This is a genomic window from Hyphomicrobium sp. D-2 (assembly GCF_029872155.1).
Lineage (GTDB): Bacteria > Pseudomonadota > Alphaproteobacteria > Rhizobiales > Hyphomicrobiaceae > Hyphomicrobium_A.
Genome location: NZ_JARXLA010000004.1, coordinates 1 through 21,466 on the forward strand (window position 1 = coordinate 1; position 21,466 = coordinate 21,466).

The 21,466-nt window shown below is 61.2% G+C and carries 16 protein-coding genes, 1 tRNA gene and 1 pseudogene; 7 read left to right on the forward strand and 11 right to left on the reverse strand.

Going from position 1 to position 21,466, the window contains the following annotated elements:
* Nucleotides 1-626 precede the first annotated feature (626 nt).
* Nucleotides 627-1,178 (forward strand): formaldehyde-activating enzyme, encoded by a 552-nt coding sequence (locus QEZ49_RS08565; protein WP_280386024.1) that lies wholly within the window; start codon nt 627-629, stop codon nt 1,176-1,178.
* A 268-nt stretch (nt 1,179-1,446) separates the two neighbouring features.
* A complete protein-coding gene (locus QEZ49_RS08570; protein WP_280386026.1) occupies nt 1,447-2,253 on the forward strand; it encodes an FkbM family methyltransferase in 807 nt (268 codons plus the stop codon).
* A gap of 84 nt (nt 2,254-2,337) precedes the next feature.
* Here QEZ49_RS08570 and QEZ49_RS08575 read toward each other — a convergent pair whose 3' ends face one another.
* The 3 genes from QEZ49_RS08575 to ubiB form a co-directional block, all read right to left on the reverse strand.
* Entirely contained in the window at nt 2,338-3,111 is a 774-nt protein-coding gene (locus QEZ49_RS08575; RefSeq protein WP_280386028.1) for a glycosyltransferase family 2 protein, read from the reverse strand.
* Nucleotides 3,092-3,835, reverse strand: coding sequence for a hypothetical protein (locus tag QEZ49_RS08580; protein WP_280386030.1), 744 nt, complete (start codon nt 3,833-3,835; stop codon nt 3,092-3,094). Before QEZ49_RS08580 ends, QEZ49_RS08575 begins: the two co-directional genes overlap by 20 nt.
* A 63-nt stretch (nt 3,836-3,898) precedes the next feature.
* Nucleotides 3,899-5,485, reverse strand: a complete 1,587-nt coding sequence (gene ubiB / locus QEZ49_RS08585; RefSeq protein ID WP_280386032.1) for a 2-polyprenylphenol 6-hydroxylase — start codon at nt 5,483-5,485, stop codon at nt 3,899-3,901.
* A 339-nt stretch (nt 5,486-5,824) separates the two neighbouring features.
* Between ubiB and QEZ49_RS08590 the strand changes: the two genes are divergently transcribed.
* Nucleotides 5,825-6,487: a response regulator transcription factor gene (locus QEZ49_RS08590; RefSeq protein WP_280386034.1), complete on the forward strand. Its 663-nt coding sequence runs from the start codon at nt 5,825-5,827 to the stop codon at nt 6,485-6,487.
* Nucleotides 6,488-6,540: 53 nt separating this feature from the next.
* Here QEZ49_RS08590 and QEZ49_RS08595 read toward each other — a convergent pair whose 3' ends face one another.
* The 4 genes and pseudogenes from QEZ49_RS08595 to QEZ49_RS08610 all read right to left on the reverse strand — a co-directional run.
* Nucleotides 6,541-7,947 carry a hybrid sensor histidine kinase/response regulator gene (locus tag QEZ49_RS08595; protein ID WP_280386036.1) on the reverse strand — a complete coding sequence of 469 codons (1,407 nt, stop codon included), beginning with the start codon at nt 7,945-7,947 and terminating at the stop codon, nt 6,541-6,543.
* A 3-nt stretch (nt 7,948-7,950) separates the two neighbouring features.
* Nucleotides 7,951-9,069, reverse strand: coding sequence for an FIST N-terminal domain-containing protein (locus QEZ49_RS08600; protein ID WP_280386038.1), 1,119 nt, complete (start codon nt 9,067-9,069; stop codon nt 7,951-7,953).
* 171 nt (nt 9,070-9,240) lie between these two features.
* Nucleotides 9,241-10,023: a PilZ domain-containing protein gene (locus tag QEZ49_RS08605; protein WP_280386040.1), complete on the reverse strand. Its 783-nt coding sequence runs from the start codon at nt 10,021-10,023 to the stop codon at nt 9,241-9,243.
* Nucleotides 10,024-10,410: 387 nt separating this feature from the next.
* A pseudogene (locus tag QEZ49_RS08610) lies at nt 10,411-11,832 on the reverse strand (L,D-transpeptidase family protein); the annotation flags it as partial.
* A 628-nt stretch (nt 11,833-12,460) separates the two neighbouring features.
* On the opposite strand from QEZ49_RS08610, the gene QEZ49_RS08615 reads away from it, so the two are divergent.
* On the forward strand, nt 12,461-13,726 hold the full coding sequence (locus QEZ49_RS08615; protein ID WP_280386042.1) for a multidrug effflux MFS transporter: 1,266 nt from the start codon (nt 12,461-12,463) through the stop codon (nt 13,724-13,726).
* Between the two features lie 78 nt (nt 13,727-13,804).
* Here QEZ49_RS08615 and QEZ49_RS08620 read toward each other — a convergent pair whose 3' ends face one another.
* Nucleotides 13,805-14,542 (reverse strand): outer membrane beta-barrel protein, encoded by a 738-nt coding sequence (locus QEZ49_RS08620; RefSeq protein ID WP_280386044.1) that lies wholly within the window; start codon nt 14,540-14,542, stop codon nt 13,805-13,807.
* Nucleotides 14,543-14,989: 447 nt separating this feature from the next.
* Between QEZ49_RS08620 and QEZ49_RS08625 the strand changes: the two genes are divergently transcribed.
* Nucleotides 14,990-16,459 carry a deoxyribodipyrimidine photo-lyase gene (locus QEZ49_RS08625; RefSeq protein ID WP_280386046.1) on the forward strand — a complete coding sequence of 490 codons (1,470 nt, stop codon included), beginning with the start codon at nt 14,990-14,992 and terminating at the stop codon, nt 16,457-16,459.
* Nucleotides 16,460-16,627: 168 nt separating this feature from the next.
* Here QEZ49_RS08625 and QEZ49_RS08630 read toward each other — a convergent pair whose 3' ends face one another.
* The 3 genes from QEZ49_RS08630 to QEZ49_RS08640 all read right to left on the reverse strand — a co-directional run bounded on the left by QEZ49_RS08630 (nt 16,628) and on the right by QEZ49_RS08640 (nt 17,749).
* Entirely contained in the window at nt 16,628-17,062 is a 435-nt protein-coding gene (locus tag QEZ49_RS08630) for a DUF1398 family protein (RefSeq protein ID WP_348534801.1), read from the reverse strand.
* A 5-nt stretch (nt 17,063-17,067) separates the two neighbouring features.
* Nucleotides 17,068-17,511: a MarR family transcriptional regulator gene (locus QEZ49_RS08635; protein WP_348534802.1), complete on the reverse strand. Its 444-nt coding sequence runs from the start codon at nt 17,509-17,511 to the stop codon at nt 17,068-17,070.
* Between the two features lie 161 nt (nt 17,512-17,672).
* Nucleotides 17,673-17,749 (reverse strand) — tRNA-Arg (locus tag QEZ49_RS08640).
* Nucleotides 17,750-18,073: 324 nt separating this feature from the next.
* Here QEZ49_RS08640 and polA point away from each other — a divergent pair.
* Together polA and pqqA are read left to right on the forward strand one after the other, a co-directional pair.
* On the forward strand, nt 18,074-21,073 hold the full coding sequence (polA, locus tag QEZ49_RS08645; protein ID WP_280386048.1) for a DNA polymerase I: 3,000 nt from the start codon (nt 18,074-18,076) through the stop codon (nt 21,071-21,073).
* Nucleotides 21,074-21,270: 197 nt separating this feature from the next.
* Nucleotides 21,271-21,360, forward strand: a complete 90-nt coding sequence (gene pqqA / locus QEZ49_RS08650; RefSeq protein WP_068459450.1) for a pyrroloquinoline quinone precursor peptide PqqA — start codon at nt 21,271-21,273, stop codon at nt 21,358-21,360.
* The last annotated feature ends 106 nt before the right edge of the window (nt 21,361-21,466 follow it).

The following is a 21,466-nucleotide window of genomic DNA, read 5'->3' on the forward strand; positions in this document are numbered from 1 at the left end:
TCAACCAACCGTCCCGTCAGCGCAGGGAAAATGCCCAACCGGGGAAGCCCGCCGGTGTGGGCCGCCCCAGTGCGCGCGGTTGAGGCCGCGGGGTTGGGGCCGCGGGGGTGGCGCTGGCGCCAACCGCACCGCCAGGCCACAAGGGCCAGCGCGAGGCCGCGCACCAGATGCAGTCGGCGCAAACTCCGCCGCCGTGTGCAGGCCAACGCCCCAGACCTCCAGCAGCGGCACGGCGTTGCGGCATATCCGCTGGGAAGCAAGCCAACATGCAGGAATGCCATCCCCGGCGTTGATGTCGGTTTCGAATGGGTTCGGACAAGCCCATGCTATCGCGCAGCGTCCGAACGGCAGGTAGCAGATCTCATCGATGATCAGGAATTTCGGCTCTGCGAGATGGCGCCGTAGCTGTCCGGCAGCGCAGTCAGCTGATCGTCTCGGGTGGCGAAGGGTTGGAACTTCGCCGTAGCGTATGGCCAGTCGCCCTTGGCCAGTGGAGGCGGAACACATTGCGGCAAATCCGCTTTTTACATCCCGCTCCGGGAAGATGAAACGCACTGCCGTTGATGACAGCCGTGACGGCCGTCATAGTCCGCGCTGCAAACAGCAACGTGAGGACTTACACGGAAATGAGCAGCGAACGCATTGTCTTGAGAGTGGGTGAAAGTCTTGTGGCCGGTGGCCCGCCAGGCACGGCCGCTGAGCCGGAAGTTGCAATTGGTGAACTCGATGGACCACTTGGAACGGCCTTCGCGAACCTGCTGGGCAATCAGGTTGTCGGGCATTCGCGCGTTCTTGCGCTGCTGAATACCGACGTGATGATCCGGCCCGCTACAATCTGCGTGAGCAAAGTGACGGTGACCGACGAGCGCTACACCAACATTTTGATGGGCACCGTGCAGTATGCAACTGCGATGGGTGTTCTCGACAGCGTGCGAGCTGGCGACATTCCGAAGGAAAAGGCGAACGACCTCGGTATCATCGTGTCGCTGTGGCTGAATCCGGGCATCGTCGACGTGAAGGATCTGGATCACAAGATCCTGTTTGATATCCATCGTAAGGCGACGGCCCAGGCGATTCACAAGGCCATGAACAATCAGCCGTCAATCGATTGGCTACTCGAGAACCAGGACAAGATCGTTCACAAGTATTTCGAGCGTGGCCTGAAGGGCGAGATCTGATTTTGTCGGTCTTGCCAGAGCGTCGGGAAATATTTTCGAGCCGGTGAGCTCGCTCGGCGGTGAAACATTGCAGGCTGGATTTGCAGCGCGGAACTCGGTTGATGCCGAGCTTCGCGCTGTTCGTCTAATGGCTTACGTTGGCGCTGCAGTGAGCGCTGCTGAAGCGGTATGGCGTTGCTTGGTTTCCCCAACAAGACATGCGCAGCTGGTGTCCCCTGGAGTTACTTGTCGATAACGCACCACTCGCAAGGGTTGGTGTGTTGGAAAGATGCGCGCGGCGCGCTACTCGAAATTGGTTCCTACCCTGAGGGTTTATCAATTCGAGAGCGAGGGGCATGTGCATCAATCCCTAGGAATGTCAGCACCCACACTCGGGCAGAAAGCAATCATCGAATTTTCGCGCCGACTTGGCTTCGGAAATGGCGCGATCAGGAAATACGGCGGGCGTCTTGTACGCCAGTTGGGCGGGGAAAGAGTCGTCTACAAGTACCACGGGCTCAACCTGATACTCGATCCGTTGACCGGATCATCGCGCATCATGCTGATGACGCCATACTGGTACGACGCCAAAGAGCGTGAATTCATTCGGCATCGGCTGTCGAACGGCGGCGTGTTTGTGGATATCGGCGCTAACTCGGGCTTCTACTCATTCTTCGTCGCAGCGCACTGCCGGGAGGCGCGCATTTTTGCGTTCGAACCGATGCCGCATCACGCCGCGTTGCTGCAGGAGAACGTGGCGCTGAACGATTTGCAAGACCGTGTCACCGTGATGGAGATGGGGCTTTGCGATCGCGAGGGGGTGACGGATATCGACGGACACGCGGTTGCCTGCAACACGCTTCTCAATGCGGTGCAACGGCAAAAGCTCACGAGCATTGAATGTCTCAAGATTGATATCGAAGGTATGGAAGACAGCGTGTTGTTGCCGTTCTTTCGCGACGCGCCGCGCTCGCTCTGGCCCAAAGCAATTGTTGGCGAGCACATTTTTACCGATCAGTGGCGCGATCTGTGTCTGTCACTTGGCTATCGCCAGCACCTGCGCACCCAATACAACATTGCGTTGACGCTGGATTGAGCTTCGACTGCGTGTGCAGCGCATCGCTCGCGCCGGATGCGCACGGCGCAAGTCTGCCTGCGTAGCGTGAGTAGTGAGTGCGAATTATCTCGGACTGCGAGCGATCTTGAGCAGCCTGCGTGTTCGGGCGCGCGCAATCTCATGGGTGATGCGCAGGCCGGTGAGACCGCCGGTGACATTGCTGCGCAGAATATAATAGCGGAAGAACAGCACCGGATATTCAAACGGCAGCCGTGCGTAGGCATACCAGCGCGGCTTCTTCAGCTCTTTCGCTTGCAGATCGGTGTAGCGTTCCAGCTTGTCGCGAACATGTTTCAGGCTGCGCCACGAATAATGCAGCGCAATGCCTTTCAATTGGCCAACTGGGTGTGAGCCGGCGTCGACGGTGTCGTGCACCAGGCTATTGCGGAAACGTACTTTGCTGCGGTCGTAAAGCCGGATGTAGTTATGATAGTCTGCCCACAGACGCGGGCGTTCCTTGCCGGGATAGACTGTTACCTGACGGAACCTGTATGCGGGCAGACGATCAGCTTCCGGGATTTGCATCAGCGCGGTGATTTCCGCCGCAAGCTCCGGCGTTACGATCTCATCGGCGTCGAGGTTGAGGATCCAGTCATACTGGGCGCAATCCTCCGCGAAACGTTTCTGCGGACCGTATCCCACCCAATCGTTATGGAATATGCGCGCGCCCATGGCTTCGGCCTTGGCGAGCGTGTCGTCTATCGAGCCGGAATCGACGATGATGACTTCGTCGACGATGCCGCGAACAGCTTCGATACAGCGTTCGATGCGATCGGCTTCGTTGTGGGTAATGATGCAGCAGCTCAAGCCCATGCCATCAGCCCGACTGTTGGTCATTGCGTTTGAATGGCAGGCGCTTGGCAATCGAGCGCTTCAGGCGGGCAAGTAATGTCTTGGCGCGCTTGGGCTGGAAGGGATCGTGCGCGTGACGATCGTCGCCGATGTGATCGGCGATGCCGGGCACTACCATTGCGATGCGCATGCCGCGCTGCTTCAGGAACAGGCTGAGGTTTTCTTCCGTCACGAACTTGGCGAACGGGCCGACTTCGCGCCACAGCGACATCCGCGCGACCGATGGATTGAACGAATAGGAAAACCACTTCGGATGTGCGTCGGTATCCCAGACCAAGTAGTCGATGCCTTCGAAGGACTCCTGCCGCGCGCCCTTGGAAAAGCGCGGATCATAAATGCGGTGGGCGATGCAGACGACAGCAATGTCCTGCCGCGCTTCCAAAAAGCGCGTGACGCTGTCGAGGTCGATGCTGCGGGTGAAGCCCCAGTCGTCTTCGAGGTGCACGACGTAGGGCGTCGATAGCGTTGCGTAATGGGCATCGATGGAGCGCATCTGGCCCAGCTTGGGCAGGTTTACGCGGACATCGGCCACTGGATAGGCCTGCGCAAATTGCGCGGCGGTGGCGCTGTCTTCGGAATCCTCCGCAACGAGAATGCGATCAACTTCGAAGTGGCGCTGGAAAGAGGTGATTGTTTCGCCGAGCAGATCGAACCGACCGCAACTGGTGAGGAAGGTCGAGAATTTTGCCGGATCGATCTTGTATTTCATGGGGCCTGTCGCTGTCTGCACCCGCAGCGGCCAAGTCTGCGGCCGCCGTTATCGCCTCCAGCGTTAGTGGCTGAGCTGGCCGATGGCAAGCGCGGCGAGGCTGATGGCGCCGATCCACAACGCCAAGCGTGTCCAACGGTTGCGGCGTGCTTCCTCTGCCGCCAATGCGCGGACGGTATCGGGCGCGAGCCGCAGGCCATCGCGGGTCATGTCGGCCAGTGCCAGTGCGGTCTGCTGGCCCTGCGTCAGCAGATCCGGCAGGTCGGCCAATATGTTGCCGATTACGGATGCACCCTCGCCAGCTTCGCGCAGGCGGCCCATGGCGCCGAGGTTGCTTTCGATCCACTCCTTGGCCACCGGCTCGGCCGCGACCCACATGTTGAGCTCCGGATCGAGCCCGCGCGCAACGCCCTCCACAACCACCATGGTTTTCTGCAGCAGGATCAGTTCCGGCCGCGTCTGCATGTCGAACACTTCAGTGTAGGCGAACAACTGCCCGAGTAGGTCGGCCATCGATATGTCGCTGGCGGTGCGTCCATGGATCGGCTCGCCGATTGCGCGCAGCGCCTGGGCGAAGACTTCGACCGGATAGTGCGACGGCACGTAACCGGCCCAGAAATGCACGGCGGCAGCGCGTCTGTAGTCACGGGTGATGAGGCCGTAGAGGATCTCGGCGAGGAAGCGGCGTTCTTTGGTGCCGAGCCGGCCCATGATGCCGAAATCGACGGCGACCAGGCGGCCGCGATCGTCGACGAACAGATTGCCCTGATGCATGTCGGCGTGGAAGAAGCCGTCGCGCATCGCGTGCTTCAGGAACGACCGCATTACCGTGAGGCCAAGCGCCTTGCGGTCGATGTCGGATGCGGCAATGGCTTTGTGATCGGATAGCTTGATGCCGTCGATCCATTCGACGGTAAGCACGCGGCGCGTGGTGCGCTGCCAGTCTACCTGCGGCACGCGGAAATCGTGATCGTTGGCGGTATTCTCCGCCATCTCCGAAATGGCCGCCGCCTCAAGCCGCAAATCCATCTCAAGCTCTGTCGAGCTCTTGAGCATGTCGACCACAGCAACCGGCTTCAGCCGCCGCGACGGCGCGTGCCAGCGCTCGATCTGGCTGGCGGCGAAATAGAAGGTTTCAAGGTCGCGCTTGAAGCGGCGCTCGATGCCGGGACGCAGAATTTTGACGGCAACTTCCCGGCGCTGGCCGTTGGCGTCGATCACGGCGGCCCTGTGCACCTGCGCGATGGAGGCGGCGGCGACCGGCGGGCCGAATTCGGCGAAATGATCTTCGACCCGGCCGCCGAGGGATTCCTCGATGGCGCGGCGCGCCTCAGCCATTGAAAATGGGGGCAGGTTGTCTTGCAGGCCGGAAAGCTCGCCGGCGAGTTCGGGACCGATGACATCGGCCCGCGTGGCCAGGAACTGGCCGAGCTTGATATAGCTGGGGCCGAGGCTGGTCAGGGCGCTTGAAAGGCGCTTTTCGCGCGGCAGACGGGGGGCGGCCAGCCATCCGATCGGAGCGGTGAGCGCGCTGGCAAGGCGCAGCGGCAGCGGCACCGGCATGCCAGCGGGCACAAAGCGCACCCCATGCTGGGCCAGCACCAGACCGGCGCGGGCCAGTCGCAAACTGTTCTTGATGGATCCGGCCATCGGCGCGGTTCAGTCCTTCTGCATGGCTTTGGGCCGTTTACGGCACGGAGTCGGGCGCAGATTGCCCCTATCGCGTGCCCGGTCAAGTGGCGGCCGGCCGGTGAGGGGTGTCCGCGGCCAGTAACCACCCCGCACCTTACAGGAGAGGGAGTTTCGATCCGGCAACCGCGGCAGTGGGGCAATGCAACTTAAGGAGCAGGCAAAGGGGGTGGCCTAAAGCCGGTGCAGTGGTATTTTTGAAACGATTTACACTGCGCGTGTCGCATTGCGGATTGTTGGGGGGAGCCTCGCGATAATTCGCCACCTGCGGCCTCAACGCGGCCATCCAGGAGCCTACCCGTGCCGACCAACATTCTCATCGTCGATGACCATCCGCTGTTCGTCGAAGCGCTGGAACTGGTGATCCAGAACGCATTTTCAGATGCGGCGATTTCGAAGGCCGTTTCTATCGAAACAGCTCGCGCGGTGCTGGATGAGGAAAGCGGTTTTGATCTGGTGCTGCTGGATCTGTCGATGCCGGATACGCGCGGGCTTGAAGGGGTGATTGAACTGCGCACCCGCTATCCCAAGGTTCCAATCGTTGTGGTGTCGGCGCTGGAAGATGCGCGCATCATTCACGAGGTGCTTCAGTGCGGCGTGGCGGGCTTCATTTCAAAGTCGACCCGGGGCGGTGATCTGGCGCGGGCGCTGCAGGATGTGATGGACGGCGCAGTCGTGGTGCCGAAGGGCTATCAGCCGCCCGCCGCTGCCGGGTCGGATGCCAGCGAACTGGCCACGCGCATTGCAACGCTGACGCCGCAACAGGTGCGCGTGCTGCACATGTTGCGTCAGGGGCTGCTGAACAAGCAGATCGCCTATGATCTTGGCGTCGGGGAAACGACGGTGAAGGCGCACGTATCGGAAATATTGCGCAAGCTGAAAGTGTCATCGCGCACGCAGGCGGTTATCGAAGCATCGAAGATCGATTTCGATTCCATTCTCAGCAGTGCACGCGACGAGTAAGCTGGTGTTGTCGCGCGGTGAGCGCGATGCGGAGCCAAGCCAGCGCGGTTAGCTCAGCTGATGTTGAAATGGGATGCGCCTGACAGCAGGTGCACCATCAGCGCGCGCAGCTTGGCGGGTTTGGCCGGTTTCAGCATCAGCTCGCAATTGAAGCTGCGCGCCGCGTTGGCGATGCCCTCGGTGTGATCAGCAGTGATGACAATGGCGGGGATCTCGCGCCCCGATGCAGCCCGCAGTGCGCGCACGGCATCAAGGCCGGTGCGCTGATCGTCGAGATGGTAGTCGGCGAGGATGATATCGTGACGGTGCGGCGCTGATGCTTTCTGCAGCTCGACAAGGCTGCGCGCTGAAATCACCTCACAGCCCCATCGCTCGACCAGCGCATGCATGGCTTCCAGCACGCCGGGGTCGTTGTCGATGACTGCAACTTTGGCGCCGACCAGCTCAGCCCCGCCGAGAGCAACGGCTGTATTTGAAGCGTTGACGGCAGCGGATGACGAATGCGCGGCCAGCATCGGCCGGTTCACATAAGGCGCGGAAACGGAAAAGCGGGTGCCATGGCCAACGCGCGAGCACAGCTCAAGCTGGTGGCCAAGCGCTTCGGCCATGCGCTGCACGATCGACAGCCCAAGTCCAAAGCCGCCGATCGACGGCCGATCGGTGGCGGAGCCGCGCTGAAATTCTTCAAAGATGGTTTTGCGATCCGCTTCGCCGATGCCGGGGCCGGTGTCCCACACTTCAATGCGCACCTGTCCGCCGCGGCGGCGGGCCAGCAGGCGCACGCGTCCCTTGGCGGTGTACTGCACGGCATTGGCGGTGAGATTTTGCACGATGCGCCGAAGCATGAGCGGATCGGAAACAACGTTGAGATCGCAGGGGCGATAGGACAGCGACAGCCCCTTGGCCTTTGCCTGCGGATCGAGATCGACGCAAAGCGCAGCGAAAACTTCATCCAGCGCGACTGGCCGCAACGCCGGCGTGATGACGCCCGCTTCCAGCTTGGAAATATCCAGGATCGATTTCAGCAACTGCTCGATGGTTGTCAGCGCGTGCTCGATGCGCTCGGCGATGACGCGCTGTGCCGGTGAGCTTTCCGCTTCAGCAAGCGCGCTGGCGGAAAGGCGCGCAGCGTGCAGCGGCTGCAGCAGGTCGTGGCCGACTGCGGTGAAAAAGCGGGTTTTGAAACGGTTCGCCTGTTCGGACGCATCGCGCGCCGCGCTCAGTTCATCGTTCGTGCGCTCCAGCCGCGCGAGCGTGCTGGTCAATTCTTCAGTGCGCAGCCGAACCTGACTTTCCAGCGCGATAGCGGTCTGGAAAAGCGAATAGGCGCTGCCCTGCTGATCCATCGAACGCTCAACGCGCTCGATGAGCGCGGCGTTGATTTTCTGCAGTTTGACAATGCGGCGTTCGAGGTCATGAGGATTCGATCCATGCGGATCGTTCTCAAAAAGAGAAGCCATCTATCAGGCCTCCGAGGGGACCACGCGCTGCCCGAACGCAATGCCGGTCAACGTTTGATTGAGATGCATGGCGTTGAACTGCTCACCATAGGTATGGAAACCGGTAACGCCATACTTCCTGTACAATGCATCCATCTGATGTCGGATCTGCCGGGATTCAGCGTCAAGTCGGCGCAGGATGCAGTCGAAACCGACAACCAGATCGACACCACCGAGCGCCTGATCGAGCTCACTCAACGCCGCTTCGGTAGCACTGAGAATGTCGCGCGGCCGGGCGACCGTGAATACTAGACCTTCGTCGATAGCGCAGAAGAACGACAGGCTGCCGTCCGGATTCATGTTGCGTATCGAGCGGCAGTAATAGTCGCCGCCAACCTTTACGACGAGCGGATGCGAGGCAAAACTGAACGGGCCGAGGTCGTCAGTGCGGATGCCGATCGCAGCGGCATATTCACGCGCGGCGGGTTCGGCATTCAACTCATGTACAATGCGGTTCTCGCTGTCGGCACCGGTGACGACCAGCTTGGTGCCGGTGGGCTCGAAGTTCTGCGTCTTGAATACGCGGAAGGGATAATCAGTCTCGACAAGCATCAGCACTGCGGAGCGCTGTTCGACGCGGCCGTTATGGATCAGCGCCGTGCGGTGGAAGCAGATGCCGTCGCCCGCAGAACCGCCGATCAGCTCGACATCATCCAGCGCCCAGTTGATGGCAGCGACGATGTTTTCCTCGGCGTTGGAAAGTCCGTCGACCAGCAGCAGCGCGAACGTGGTGTCGCGCGACAGGCGTTCTGTGCCGGGCGAGAAGCGCGATTTGATCTCGCGCACCGCCTGGGTTGCACGCTCGACACCGAAGTGTGCGATGTCGGTGAGGAGCTCGCTATGGATGCGAAAGCCCTTATGCGGAAATGCGATCAGTATCAGCGCGCCTTGCATCATGCCGCTGGGGCCGATTTCACCCGCGGTAGAACAGCCGCAGACCGAGACGCCGGGAAAAGCTGCGGTGAGTGACTGCGACAGCGCTTCGGCATCATGGTCGATGCCGAAGAAAGCGATGATGTGCTGATAGTCGCCGGGGCCAAGCGCTGCGCGCGCTTCAAGCACGGCATCACGCGTTGACGGCAAGGCGCTTGCCGCAACCCGCACCCCGCAGGTGCTTTGCGTGACGTTTGTTAAAGCCGGGTCGATCATTTTCCTCCGCCGCGCCTTCTTTGTTGGGCGCTGCTTGCGACAGAAAGTGCCACAGCGCGGAGGGCGCGGCAAATTCTTCGGCGGGCGGGGCGTGGGGGGAGTGGTTCAGCCGCCGGAAAGAAGCGGGTCGTTGGGCAGCAGCGGTCGCGAGAAGCGGACACCGGCAGAACTGCCGCTGCACCAGGCTACGGAGCCAGTGAACCGGCGTCCGCTTGGCAGCTCGATTTGTACTATAGTCGTAGGGATAAGCTGAGGTACGCGCTCAAGGCCGAAGCCGCCGGGCGAGACGTCGCGCACGAACGCCTGACTTTGCTGGCGGTTGTACGTCAGGGTGCAGGGCTGGCACACCGTTCGGCGAGCCGACTGACGGCGCTGGGGCAGTTCGGGCAGTGCGATAGCGCCACGCGCATCAAGGCACGGCGAGCCACCCATGATTGCATCCTGCAGCAGATTGTTCAGCAGCTTTGAGTTGCTGGTGTATTGCGCAGGCAGACGGTGAATGTCGGATTGCAACTGCCGGACGGCCAGCAGAGCATCCTGGCACGAACGCCGCCAACTGGTGGAAAGCGTCAGCAGATTAAGCGTGACGGCCCGTTCCGCGCCGATGGCGTTGGCCTCGGAGAAATAGTGCTCAAGCGCCAGGCGCGCAGGGGTGAGATCGTCGAACAGCTGAATGACGAGACGGACGGTGTCGGCGTTGAGGTCTGTCTCCAGCATGCCGTTTCGCAACACCGAAACGATTGCCGGCTCGCCCGGAATGTAGGGCCGCAGCTCAGCCTCACCGAGACCGCCGTGGGTGCGCTTCATAGCGTTGATGGCACTGGCGATGGTTGCCGTCAGCAGTGCGGAGGAATGCACCTCGCACACCAGCGCCTCAAGCATGGGCATGCTTGCATCCGGGTAATCGTTGAGGCGCTCCCGGCTGTGCAGACCTTCAGGCGCCGAGGCGAAGGCCGGCCGGGGAAGTTTGCTGAATATCGGCACAGCATAAACCCAAGGCTGCTTTTTGGTTGGCTGGAGGGTAAGCGGCCAAGGGCTAACGTCGCGTTAGCCGAGACATGTCGAGTGGAAGGGCTATGGTAACCAAATCAGTGAGCTGATTTTTAATCGGGGCAATCGCTCGGCAGCTCGACGAGCGCTCAGAATTTGGCCACGCCAGAAGAAACCTGAGCCCGCGCTCCATTCAATGCCGGAGCAACTCAAAGCCGCGTGCGTACAGGCTGCGCGCTACTAAAAGTGCGCGGCCCGGTGTTGGCTTCAAATATGGCCGTGCGATTAACGGGTCAGCACGATGAAATCGGTGTACTCGCCCATTTCATAGCTGCGCGGGTGATCCGACACGATCAGCGATCCGCCGGTCCAAAGCAGTTCGCCGATCAGTTCCCTGGCTCCTTCCGGCATTTCAATGCGATCGAGTGCGCCGGTTGCGGTCTCGGGGGTGAATGCTGCTGAAGGCTCGCTTGCTTCAGCCTTGGAGCTCTTGCTGCCGCGACGGGCTGGTTGTTTTGACTTGGCGGTTTCCGGCGGCATGGAGATGGCGGTCCAATGAACCTTGGAGCCGTCCGTCTCGACATCGACAGCGGTATAGATGTGGGTGCCCAGAAGGCGCTCCGGATCGCGGATCGTGATGGGCGCTTCCCAGACAGCCTTCCAATCCTGGCGAACGAAAATCTTGCCTTCCTTCTTAGAAACAAACACCGAGACCTGTTTCCGGCGCCGCTCGGCCTCTGAGACACGCTCGGCCGCATCCTTCGCTGCTTCGTCAGCGCGCTTGTAAACCTCGACAGCCTCAAAGGCGGCCTGAGATTTCTGCGCGTCTAAGGTGCGCGCTTGCTCCAGCGCCGCGCGGGCCTTGTCCACATCGGCCACAAGCTCAGGTGCCGGCGCAGTTGCTGCACCTGTGGAAGCGGTGGTTTCCGGTGCCTTGGCGCCGTCCTCCTGCGAAGCGGCGGCAAGCTTTTCTTCGGCCTGCTTCAGCGCAGCTTCGGCGTTTGACACTGCGTCCGTAGCTGCCCGCGCCTCAGCGCCGGTTTTCTGTGCGGTCTCCAGCGCAGCCTTGCTGGTTGCGTCGGCCGCCGATCTTTCAGCCTCAGCCTGTTTCTTCAGGGCCGCGGCATAGGCGATAGGGTTGAGCAACGTGGGCTGCTGATGGGCGTTGCCACCGGGCGTCAAAGCGGGCTCGGCTGCGGCTGCCGCTGCGGTTGCATTTGCTGCGTCTGAGGCATCGCTGCTGGCCAGCTCAACGGCAGCCTTTTCCGGAGCTGCGGCCTGCTGGGCAGCGGTGGGGGCCAACTGCATCTTGGGCGCTGGCAGGATTGAGTGGGTGATCGGCTCGGGCTTGACGTCGCCCGGGCTCACGATGATGCGCGCACCCATGTCGGTGAGCGAATACAACTTTGGCGCAAACGCGTTCGGCAATCGGATGCAGCCGTGCGAAGCCGGATAACCGGGGATGACGCCTGCGTGCAGGGCAATGCCGGACCACGTGATGCGCTGCATCCACGGCATCGGCGCGCCGGAATAAAGGTTGGAGCGGTGGAAGCGCTTTTTGCCGATGACGCTGAACACGCCCGTTGGCGTACGCTTGCCGGCCTTGCCGCTTGAAATGCGCGATTGGGCGATGCGGCCGGTGGCGTCATACACGGTGATGTGTTGATCAGGCAGCGAAACGACAGCGTAGACGGTGCCTTTGGTTTCGTTGGCGGGCTTGCTGGCTTCTGCTGGAGCCGCCTGTGAGGCCGCAGGGGTGCGCTTTTGCGGACGACACGCTTTTTCGCGGGCTGGTTATAGCTGAAGAGATTGCCGAACCCTTGCTGCGCGGCTGCCGGCTGTGGCGCAGCTGTCACCAAGGAGACTGCGGCTATCGACAACCCAGCTAAAACGAGCCTTGGCAGCCGGGGCGTCTTGGACGGCGCTGAGCTGAGGATTGATCTGGCGGCAGGGGCGCGAAAATGGCTGGCGAGCACGGTAGCGAAGCTCCGAATCTTTTTAGATTGCAACGGTGAAAGTATAACTCGCGAAGATCCTTCGTGCGCGGATCTTTTTAATTGGCGTTGGCTAATGTGAAACATCTGTTGCAGCTCGGTTGCCCATTTATTGGGCTTTTATGTCGGCCAGGCATAAATGGTTAATTGGGCCAACTTGGAGACTGCATTTTGCGCACCATATAGGGGCGGGATATCGGCGCGAATGGACGATATGCAATCTGGTTGGCGCAGCAGCCGGATAAGCCGTGGCTTTGCAGGCGCGCCATGCCCCCAGTTCACGCCTCTGCGGCCTGTTCCAGCATCGCTGCAGAACCACAAAAAACGAAAGCAGTCTTTTGATGAAGCCGCTTAAGTCCGCTCCCCCAGCTTCAGCCACAGCCACCGACACCCCCGCAAAGCTTGGCGCAACTGCAACCGACGGAATTTCTGTCGGGGAATTTATCGCTCTGATCGCGGTGATGATGTCGCTGACGGCGATGGCGGTGGATGTGATGCTGCCGGCCTTGCCGCAGATCGGCGACGCGCTGGGCGTTACGGATCCAAACACGCGGCAGGATATCGTCATCATCTACATGCTGGGGTTTGCGGTTGGCCAGCTTGTGTATGGCCGCCTGTCCGACCGCTACGGACGTAAGCCTGTGCTGATGGTCGGTATGGGCGTTTTCGTAGTGGGGTCGTTAGCCGCCTCGTTCGCGTCCGGCTTCACGCTGTTGCTGCTGGCGCGTCTGGTTCAGGGGTTGGGCGCCGCCGCGCCGCGCGTGCTTGCAATCGCGATCGTGCGTGACCGGTTCTCCGGCCGAGAGATGGCGCGCGTCATGTCGTTCGCGATGGCATTGTTCATCATCATTCCCGTGCTGGCGCCTGGAATGGGGCAAGGCGTTCTGACGGTCGGCTCATGGCGTAATATTTTCGACCTGCTGTTAGCTGCGGGCGCCGTTGTCGCGTTGTGGGCCGCGCTGAGACTGCCGGAATCGGCACCTCTGATGGAAGAGCCAGTGCCCTTCGGCCGCTCGATCCGGATGGTGCTGGAAGACCGGCAGACCTTCGGATACGCGCTCGCCAGCGGGCTTATTTTTGGCTGCGTGCTGGCATACGTTGCTTCGGCGCAGCAGATATTCGTCGACATCTACCAACTCGGCGCAGCATTTCCGCTGGCGTTCGGTGCCATCGCCTTGGCAATCGGCACGGCATCGCTTGTCAACGCCAGATGGGTCGAGAGTCTCGGCATGCGCCGTGTTTCTCACTCGGCGCTGGTCGGCTTCACGCTGCTGGCGCTTGTGCTACTTGCGTTGGCGAAGTTTGGTGTTGCCGATATCGTGGTGTTCGCGGTGATGATGGCGGCGCTGTTCTTTCTGTTTGGACTGGTAGCGCCAAACTTCAATGCATTGGCGATGGAACCGCAGGGCGACAACGCCGGCATGGCATCTTCCATCGTCGGCTTCCTGTCGACTGCGGCTGGAGCGGCAGCGGGCGCGGTGATCGGTCATGCTTTCGACGGATCAATCGTCCCCTTGGCAACAGGCTTCGTCGCGCTGGGCGCCATGGCGCTTATTCTCGTTATCTGGATGGAAGGTGTGCGCGGCCTATTCCGCCACGGCAGCTGAGCGTTTGATGCTGCGGGCAACAAAGAGGGGAGCCTGCGAAGGCTCCCCGATTTGCTTGATGCTTCGTCGGGCGGTAGATCAGCGGCCCCAGTCGAACTTGTAGACGATCTCGCTGGTGGCTGTGCCGATAACCGGATCGAACTGCAATTCGAACACCGGGCTGATGCCAGTTTCCAAGCGTGCCTTCTTGCCGTAGTCGGCAAAGCGCGCTTCGGTGCGCCAGAACCAGCCGTCACGCATCGCAACTTCCAAGCCGCCGCCGATGAACCAGCCGCCGGCGCTGTAGCCGTGCAATTGCGCGCCCGGCAGTTGATCGCCCGTGTAGCTGTTATGCAGCGGAGCGCCGTCGAAGTGCGTGTGCGTGTAACCAACGCTCCAGTAATTCAGAACGTCAGGCGTCATCAGCCAGCCAAGGCGTGCACCGACGGCCCATGTTGAATCGTTGCTGGTCTTTGCAGTGGTGAATACCGCGTCGTTGGTGCGGCCCTGTATGTCGGAAAAGGCGTAGTTGAACAGCACGCCACCGACGATACGGTTTGAGAACTGATAATCGTATCCCAGGCCGACCTGCCCCAGCCAGCCTTTGCCGGAGTGATCCGTCTTGGCGCACGATACGCAGCGACCGCCGTCATGCGTGGTGGTCGATGCGCTCCACATGCCGTATCCGATGCCGGCGTTGGCGTAAAAGCCCGTCCATCGGGAAACTTCCACAAGCGCAGGAGCGCTGTAAGATGGCTGATAACCGTCGGCGCTGGCCACCTGTGTGGCGGCCATTGAGCAAGCAGCGATAACAACTAAAGCAAATTGCCGACGCATCTGTGTCTCCAAAATTCATCCGTCAGTGGACCATGCCCAAACGCTGGCGATTCTCGATTGGAGTCGATGGGAGGGGCCAACCATAGTTGGGGCTAAGTTTGCCCCGCTGACCCCTTGGAAAAATTTGTTTTGGAAAGCAGCGTCTTCGTCCGCTGCGTAAAATTGTGGATGCTGGTGGCAGGGGGCAATATGCAGGCGGCCGCAGAACGCGCTGCCACCGGGGCTCTGCGCGCGTGATCGACGCGAATCGATCTCGCGTAGAAAGGCGAGAGGTGGCATGAAATGGCAGGCGGCATTTCTGCCGCAATGGATCGTGCTCCTGATCACGATGGCAATTGGACAGCGTCGCTGCCGCCTGCCTCGTTCCTCTGGCGGCGTCGGTAACATTTGCGGCGCTGCTTAAATTCAAGATCGGGCGTCTCAACGTTTTGCTGACGAGGGAAGTGCTTGGCCAAGGATCACGACAGCAGCGATTGTGTTGATCCGATCATCGTCTGGTTTCGCGACGATCTTCGCCTTGCTGACAATCCTGCGCTTCACGCTGCAGCACAATCGGGGCGGCCTCTCATATGCCTGTTCGTTCACCAGACAGACGATGCCATCAGGCCGCTTGGCGGCGCCGCCCGCTGGTGGTTGCACGGATCATTGCTGGAACTTGACCGCGCCTTGCGCGCCATGGGCGGCGAGCTTCTCCTGTTCTCCGGCTCCGCAGCCGAATTGATTCCTCATCTCGCCGAAGTCTTCCAGGCGCATTCCGTCTTCTGGAACCGGAGATACGGCGCGGCGGAGCGTAAAGTTGACGAGGACATCAAGTCAAAGCTGAAGGCTTCAGGCATTGAGGCGAAAAGCTACAATGGCCATCTGCTTTACGAACCTTGGACAGTCGCCACTAAGGGCAACACTCCTTTTCGCGTCTTCTCGGCATTCTGGCGCGCCGCGTTGGCTGGCGGCGAGCCCGGGTCACCTTTGCCGGCGCCGTCCCGACCGGACTTTTTCAGCCGAGTCGGCGTAAGCGAGCCTAGAAGAACCAAGCTCACCGACCTCCATCTCGAGCCGACAGCGCCGGACTGGGCAAAGGGGCTGCGCGCGAACTGGCAACGTGGCGAAGGGGGCGCACAAAAACGCCTGGATGAGTTCCTGGAAGAAGGGTTCTCAAGCTACGCCGCTGCTGAGGATCGACCTGACCGGCCTGCTACATCCCGGCTTTCTCCTCATCTGCGCTTCGGCAACATTTCCGTTCGCCAGGTCTGGCACGCTGTTGCAGCACAGGCGATGGGATCGGGATCGGTCGAACGCGCATTCGAGAAGTTTCAATCCGAACTCGGCTGGCGCGAATTTTCCTACCATCTTCTCTATCACAACCCGGATATGGCTGAGCGCAATCTCCAGCCCAAGTTCGATAACATGCCGTGGCGCGACGACCGCGACGCGCTCAAGGCATGGCAACGGGGCATGACCGGCTATCCGCTGGTGGATGCCGGAATGCGCGAACTATGGGCGACGGGCTGGATGCACAACCGTGTGCGCATGGTCGTGGCCTCGTTTCTGATCAAAGACCTTCTGATCGATTGGCGGAAAGGCGAAGCTTGGTTCTGGGACACGCTGGTCGATGCCGATGCAGCGAACAATGCTGCGAGCTGGCAATGGGTCGCCGGATCAGGCGCCGACGCGGCACCCTTCTTCCGGATCTTCAACCCCGTGCTGCAAGGCGAAAAATTCGATCCGGACGGCGCCTATGTTCGCCGCTGGGTGCCGGAGCTGGCAAAGCTGCCGAATAGTATCATCCATCGCCCCTGGGAGGCGGCACCGAAGGACTTGCTTGGAATGGATAGCCCCGCCGTCAATTACCCGGCGCCCATCGTCGATCATCGGCTGGCGCGGGAGCGAGCCCTGGAGGCATTTAGAAGTCTTGGTTGATAGCTGCTAACGTGGCGGCGTGGTGATGACCCGATGGACAGCGGTGCCTTCGTTCAGCGCGTTGGGGTTGCCGACGATGAAGTCCGCATTATTTGAGTGTCACGCCGAGCCGTGATTACAGGCAGCTCTGGGAAGAAGCCGGGGTTAAAAAGCTGCCCACCTCCCTCGTCATACGGCGTTCGGGAAGTGCTCGACATGAGTCGCCGCCGTGCGCCCAAAATAGACCACCCGGCGCCCGGAAAATGAGACGATGTAGCCGGCGCAACCAGCGGCTTTCACCTTCCGGCAAAATCCCTTGTAGGTATAACCGGCTGCCCCGCTCTGGGCCTCGCGGATCGCCGCCTTGACAGTCTCGCCAAGAAACTCGGCTGCCACCGTCTCATCATCGGGCGGCAAGGGGAGTTCGATGCTGTCGCCATTGGGAAGATAATAGACGCATGCCTCGCGACGATAATCGACGGTGTATCCCTCAAAGCCTGCGGCGACCAGCGCTCCGACGATGGCAGGAAAATCCATCGTCGCATCGTATGCCGCGGCTAGGGATGCTTTGGCAGTTGTCGCCTGTTGCTCATTCATAATCTCCTCCTGGTTGGTCAGTGTCATTCCGATCAATCAACCGGGGTCTCATTCAGGCCATGGCGTTTGGCGATTTTTTCCAAAGCTCGCCGTAGCGCCGCCTGTTCTTCGGAGCTCAGCACGCCGAAAAACGATGCGTCGTTGGCGTCGGCCAATCTCGCCAGTCTGGGAACAAGCGCCCTTCCTTTCACCGACAGCCGGAGCGTGTGAGCCCGGCCATCGTCGAGGCTGTCGCTCCTCTCGATCAGGCGCTTGGCCAGTAATCTGTCGGAGAGCTTGCTGATCGCTCCGCGCGTCATACTCATGACGGTCGCGAGCTTGCTGGGAGCAAGTTCATCAACATCGAAAAGCGCCCGCAAAACAACCCACTCCGCAACCGTCACCTCTTCCGCCTCCAGCCTGCGCGCGAACGCAGTCGAGACATTATTGGAGACCAGCCTCAGCCAATAGCCGAGGTGATCGGTCAGTTCGGACACGGAAGTCTTTCGAGGCATCGTCCCTCAAGTAAGTTTACATGGAAACTATATCGCCAAACAGATTTCCTTGTAAACTACATTGGCGACGCACTTGCGGCGAAGCGAAGGCCGGCTTCCGGATCACGATTTGATTGATGCTATGCTGCGGTCAAATGGCCGACTGGCGCACCCGATAGGATTCGAACCTATGACCTCTGCCTTCGGAGGGCAGCACTCTATCCAGCTGAGCTACGGGTGCTTACACCGCGCTTGATAGCGCATTCGCGGGGTGCGGGCAAACCCGCAGACGCCCCGGTCCGACCGTTTTGCGTGCGCTTCTTCGTCTCCGCTCCGCCTTCGGAACCTGTTGCCGAAAGCCTGCACGGGCCGCAGCAAAGACGGCGTTGGGCAAATATTGCGCATGTTTTGCAATGACTTCGCTTGTCAGAATGCCTGTGCGACATGGCGTTGCGGGCGCGGATCTCGGCCCATGCCATCCCCATATGAGTGGTGCGCGCGGGCTGACCCGGCAGGACCGGGGCCCTATAGTCGGCGCTTGAAGCCGGGGCTCAAGATCAGATCCATGACCGAACCGCAAAACAACGCCGCCAAGGCCGCAGTATGCAGCGTGCCTGCGGGCGAACCGACGCCGATTATCAAGGGTAGCCATGTCTACCTCGTCGATGGCTCGGGCTATATCTTCCGGGCTTTCCACGCCCTGCCGCCGCTGACGCGTCCATCGGATGGGCTACCGGTCGGCGCCGTGCATGGCTTCTGCGCCATGCTTTGGAAACTGCTGCGCGAGTCCAAGGCTGCCGAGGCACCGACTCATCTGGCGGTGATCTTCGACGCTTCGCGCGATAATTATCGTAATGAGATCTATCAGGCCTACAAGGCGAACCGTCCGCCCGCACCGGAAGAGCTGGTGCCGCAGTTTCCGCTGATCCGCGATGCGGTGCGCGCGTTCAATGTCGCGTGTCTTGAGATGGAAGGCTTCGAGGCCGACGACCTGATCGCAACCTATACGCGGCAGGTGGTTGCAGCCGGCGGCGATGTTACGATTGTCTCATCCGACAAGGATCTGATGCAACTCATCCAGCCGGGTGTCGTGATGTTCGACGCCATGAAGAACAAGAAGCTGGGCCGGGATGAGGTGGTCGAGAAGTTCGGTGTGCCGCCGGAGTTGGTGGTGGATGTGCAGTCGCTTGCGGGTGACGCGGTCGACAACGTGCCGGGTGTGCCGGGCATTGGCATCAAGACGGCGGCCGAGCTCATCAACGAATATGGCGATCTCGATGCGTTGCTGGAGCGCGCGAGCGAGATCAAACAGCCCAAGCGACGTGAGCGGCTGACGGAATTTGCCGATCAGGCGCGTGTCTCGCGCGAACTGGTGCGGCTGAAGGATGATGTGCCGGATCTAATTTCCGCAGACGCGCTGGGCGTGCAGGACCCTGATCCGGCGCCGCTGTTGAGCTTCCTGCGTGAGATGGAATTCAACACCCTGACGCGGCGGATCGCCGAGGCGCTGGGCACAGAGCCCCCCGCGCCGGTTGCCGTGTCGGTGGGCAGCACGGTTGCATCGAAGCGGAAAGCCAGTGCGATTTCGGATGGTTCTGCTGGGGCGGGCGACGCAGATGCGCCGGTTGCGGAATCGCCCGCTGCTGGTGCGGAGCTGCTTGCCGCTGCAGCGCGTGCTCCGTTCGATCGCTCGAAGTATAAGACGATCACGACGCGTGAAGAGCTGGAAGCGTGGGTGACGCGCGCCTATGAAACCGGACGCGTTGCGTTCGACACCGAGACGACTTCGCTCGATCCGATGCAGGCGGAGCTTGTGGGTGTGTCGCTGGCGGTTGCGCCGGGCGAGGCGTGTTACATTCCGCTGGCCCATCGCGCCAGCGCCGACAGTTTCGATTTCGGCAGCCATGACGGCATCGAGCAGCTTTCAACCGTTGAAGCGCTGGCGCTGCTGAAGCCGCTGCTGGAAGATGCCTCGATCCTGAAGATCGGTCAGAACGTGAAATACGATCTGAACGTGCTGGCGCAGCATGGCATCGCGGTGACGCCGATCGACGACACGATGCTGATGTCGTACGCGCTGGATGCGGGCAAGGGCTCGCACGGCATGGATGATCTGGCGCTGCGCCATCTCGGTCATGTGTGCATGACGTTCGATCAGGTCGTCGCGACGCTGCCGGGCAAGAAAAAATCCGAGCGTACATTCGCGCAGGCGCCGCTCGATAAAGCGACGGAATATGCGGCCGAAGATGCGGACGTGACGCTGCGTCTGTGGCTGGTGCTGAAGCCCCGCCTTGCGGCGGAGCGCGTCGCCACCGTGTATGAAACGCTGGAGCGTCCGCTCATTTCCGTCATCGCGGGCATGGAGCGTGAAGGCATCCGCGTCGATGGCGGGATACTTTCGCGTCTGTCATCGACGTTCGCGCAGGCAAGCGCGCGGCTTGAGGAAGAAGTGAACGGCCTCGTCGGCCACAAGTTCAATCTCGCGTCGCCACGCCAGCTTGGCGAGTTGCTATTCGACCGGCTGCAACTGCCGGGCGGCAAGCGCACCAAGAGCGGCCAGTGGGAAACGCGCGCCGGGCTGCTGGACGATCTGGCGGCGAATGAAGATCTGCCGGACGATGCGCGCCGGCTGATCAACACGATGCTGGAGTGGCGCCAGCTGACGAAGCTACGCTCCACCTACACCGATGCGCTGCCGGGCTATGTGCACATGCGCACCGAACGCATCCATACCAGCTATTCGCTGGCGGCGACGACGACGGGGCGACTGGCTTCATCCGAACCCAACCTGCAGAACATTCCGATCCGCACCCGCGAGGGCCGCGAGATCCGCACTGCGTTCATCGCTGAAGCGGGCAGGCAGCTTATCTCTGCTGACTACAGCCAGATCGAGCTGCGCGTGCTGGCGCACGTTGCCGACATCCCGCAGCTTCGCAAAGCGTTTGACGACGGCCTCGACATTCACGCGATGACGGCGTCGGAGATGTTCGGCGTGCCGGTGGAGGGTATGCCGAGCGAAGTGCGGCGCCGTGCGAAGGCGATCAACTTCGGCATCATTTACGGTATCTCCGCGTTCGGTCTCGCCAATCAGCTTGGCATCTCGCGCGAGGAAGCCGCCGCGTACATCAAGACGTACTTCGAGCGCTTCCCCGGCATCCGCGCCTACATGGACGAGACCAAGCGCGTCGCGCATGAACGGGGTTTCGTGGAGACGATCTTCGGCCGCCGCATCCATTATCCGGAGATCAACACCAAGAACCCGTCGATGCGCGGTTTTCTGGAGCGCGCGGCCATCAATGCGCCGATCCAGGGCTCGGCTGCCGACATTATCCGCCGCGCAATGGCGCGCATGCCAACGGCACTGGAAGAAGCGGGCCTGAAGACGGCGAAGATGCTGCTGCAGGTGCACGACGAACTCGTGTTCGAGGTGGCGGACGCCGAGGTTCCGGCGACATTGGCGACGGTGAAGCGGGTGATGGAAGGCGCGGCGCTGCCGGTGGTGAAGCTCGCCGTGCCGATCCGGGTTGACGCCAAGGCGGCCGGAAACTGGGAAGCGGCGCATTAACGCGGGTTAGTGCCTCCGCACCGGCGGCGGCGGCTGGCTCCGCGGAGCGGAGTCGCCGGTGCGGATAAAGCGATCAAATCTGCATCAGCCACGCTTATGTGGCCTTCAACTAAAAGCGATTGGCGCTTATCCGTCTGATGGCTGCATAATCGCCGCGGTCGGGCGAATGGGCGCTCGACTCTAGTGGAGGAATACACATGAAGGTTTGGACCAAGCCCGCAGTACGCGAGCAGGAAGTTGGCCTTGAGGTCACCTCGTACATGCCCGCAGAGATCGACATCATCTGATGTCGCTTTCACCGTCTTCTGACGGAGCAGACGGCGGCCCTTCGGGGCCGCCGTTTGTTTATGGGTTCGAGTCGCGTGAAATTCGCCCATGCCGGGGCGGGCAGAA

What these genes read in the sequence shown, in the direction of transcription:
- QEZ49_RS08565 (WP_280386024.1), top strand. Translation starts at nt 627, where the DNA reads ATGAGCAGCGAACGCATTGTCTTGAGAGTGGGTGAAAGTCTTGTGGCC.
- QEZ49_RS08570 (WP_280386026.1), top strand. Translation starts at nt 1,447, where the DNA reads ATGCGCGCGGCGCGCTACTCGAAATTGGTTCCTACCCTGAGGGTTTAT.
- QEZ49_RS08575 (WP_280386028.1), bottom strand. Translation starts at nt 3,111, where the DNA reads ATGACCAACAGTCGGGCTGATGGCATGGGCTTGAGCTGCTGCATCATT.
- QEZ49_RS08580 (WP_280386030.1), bottom strand. Translation starts at nt 3,835, where the DNA reads ATGAAATACAAGATCGATCCGGCAAAATTCTCGACCTTCCTCACCAGT.
- ubiB (WP_280386032.1), bottom strand. Translation starts at nt 5,485, where the DNA reads ATGGCCGGATCCATCAAGAACAGTTTGCGACTGGCCCGCGCCGGTCTG.
- QEZ49_RS08595 (WP_280386036.1), bottom strand. Translation starts at nt 7,947, where the DNA reads ATGGCTTCTCTTTTTGAGAACGATCCGCATGGATCGAATCCTCATGAC.
- QEZ49_RS08605 (WP_280386040.1), bottom strand. Translation starts at nt 10,023, where the DNA reads ATGCCCATGCTTGAGGCGCTGGTGTGCGAGGTGCATTCCTCCGCACTG.
- QEZ49_RS08615 (WP_280386042.1), top strand. Translation starts at nt 12,461, where the DNA reads ATGAAGCCGCTTAAGTCCGCTCCCCCAGCTTCAGCCACAGCCACCGAC.
- QEZ49_RS08620 (WP_280386044.1), bottom strand. Translation starts at nt 14,542, where the DNA reads ATGCGTCGGCAATTTGCTTTAGTTGTTATCGCTGCTTGCTCAATGGCC.
- QEZ49_RS08630 (WP_348534801.1), bottom strand. Translation starts at nt 17,062, where the DNA reads ATGACACTGACCAACCAGGAGGAGATTATGAATGAGCAACAGGCGACA.
- polA (WP_280386048.1), top strand. Translation starts at nt 18,074, where the DNA reads ATGACCGAACCGCAAAACAACGCCGCCAAGGCCGCAGTATGCAGCGTG.
- pqqA (WP_068459450.1), top strand. Translation starts at nt 21,271, where the DNA reads ATGAAGGTTTGGACCAAGCCCGCAGTACGCGAGCAGGAAGTTGGCCTT.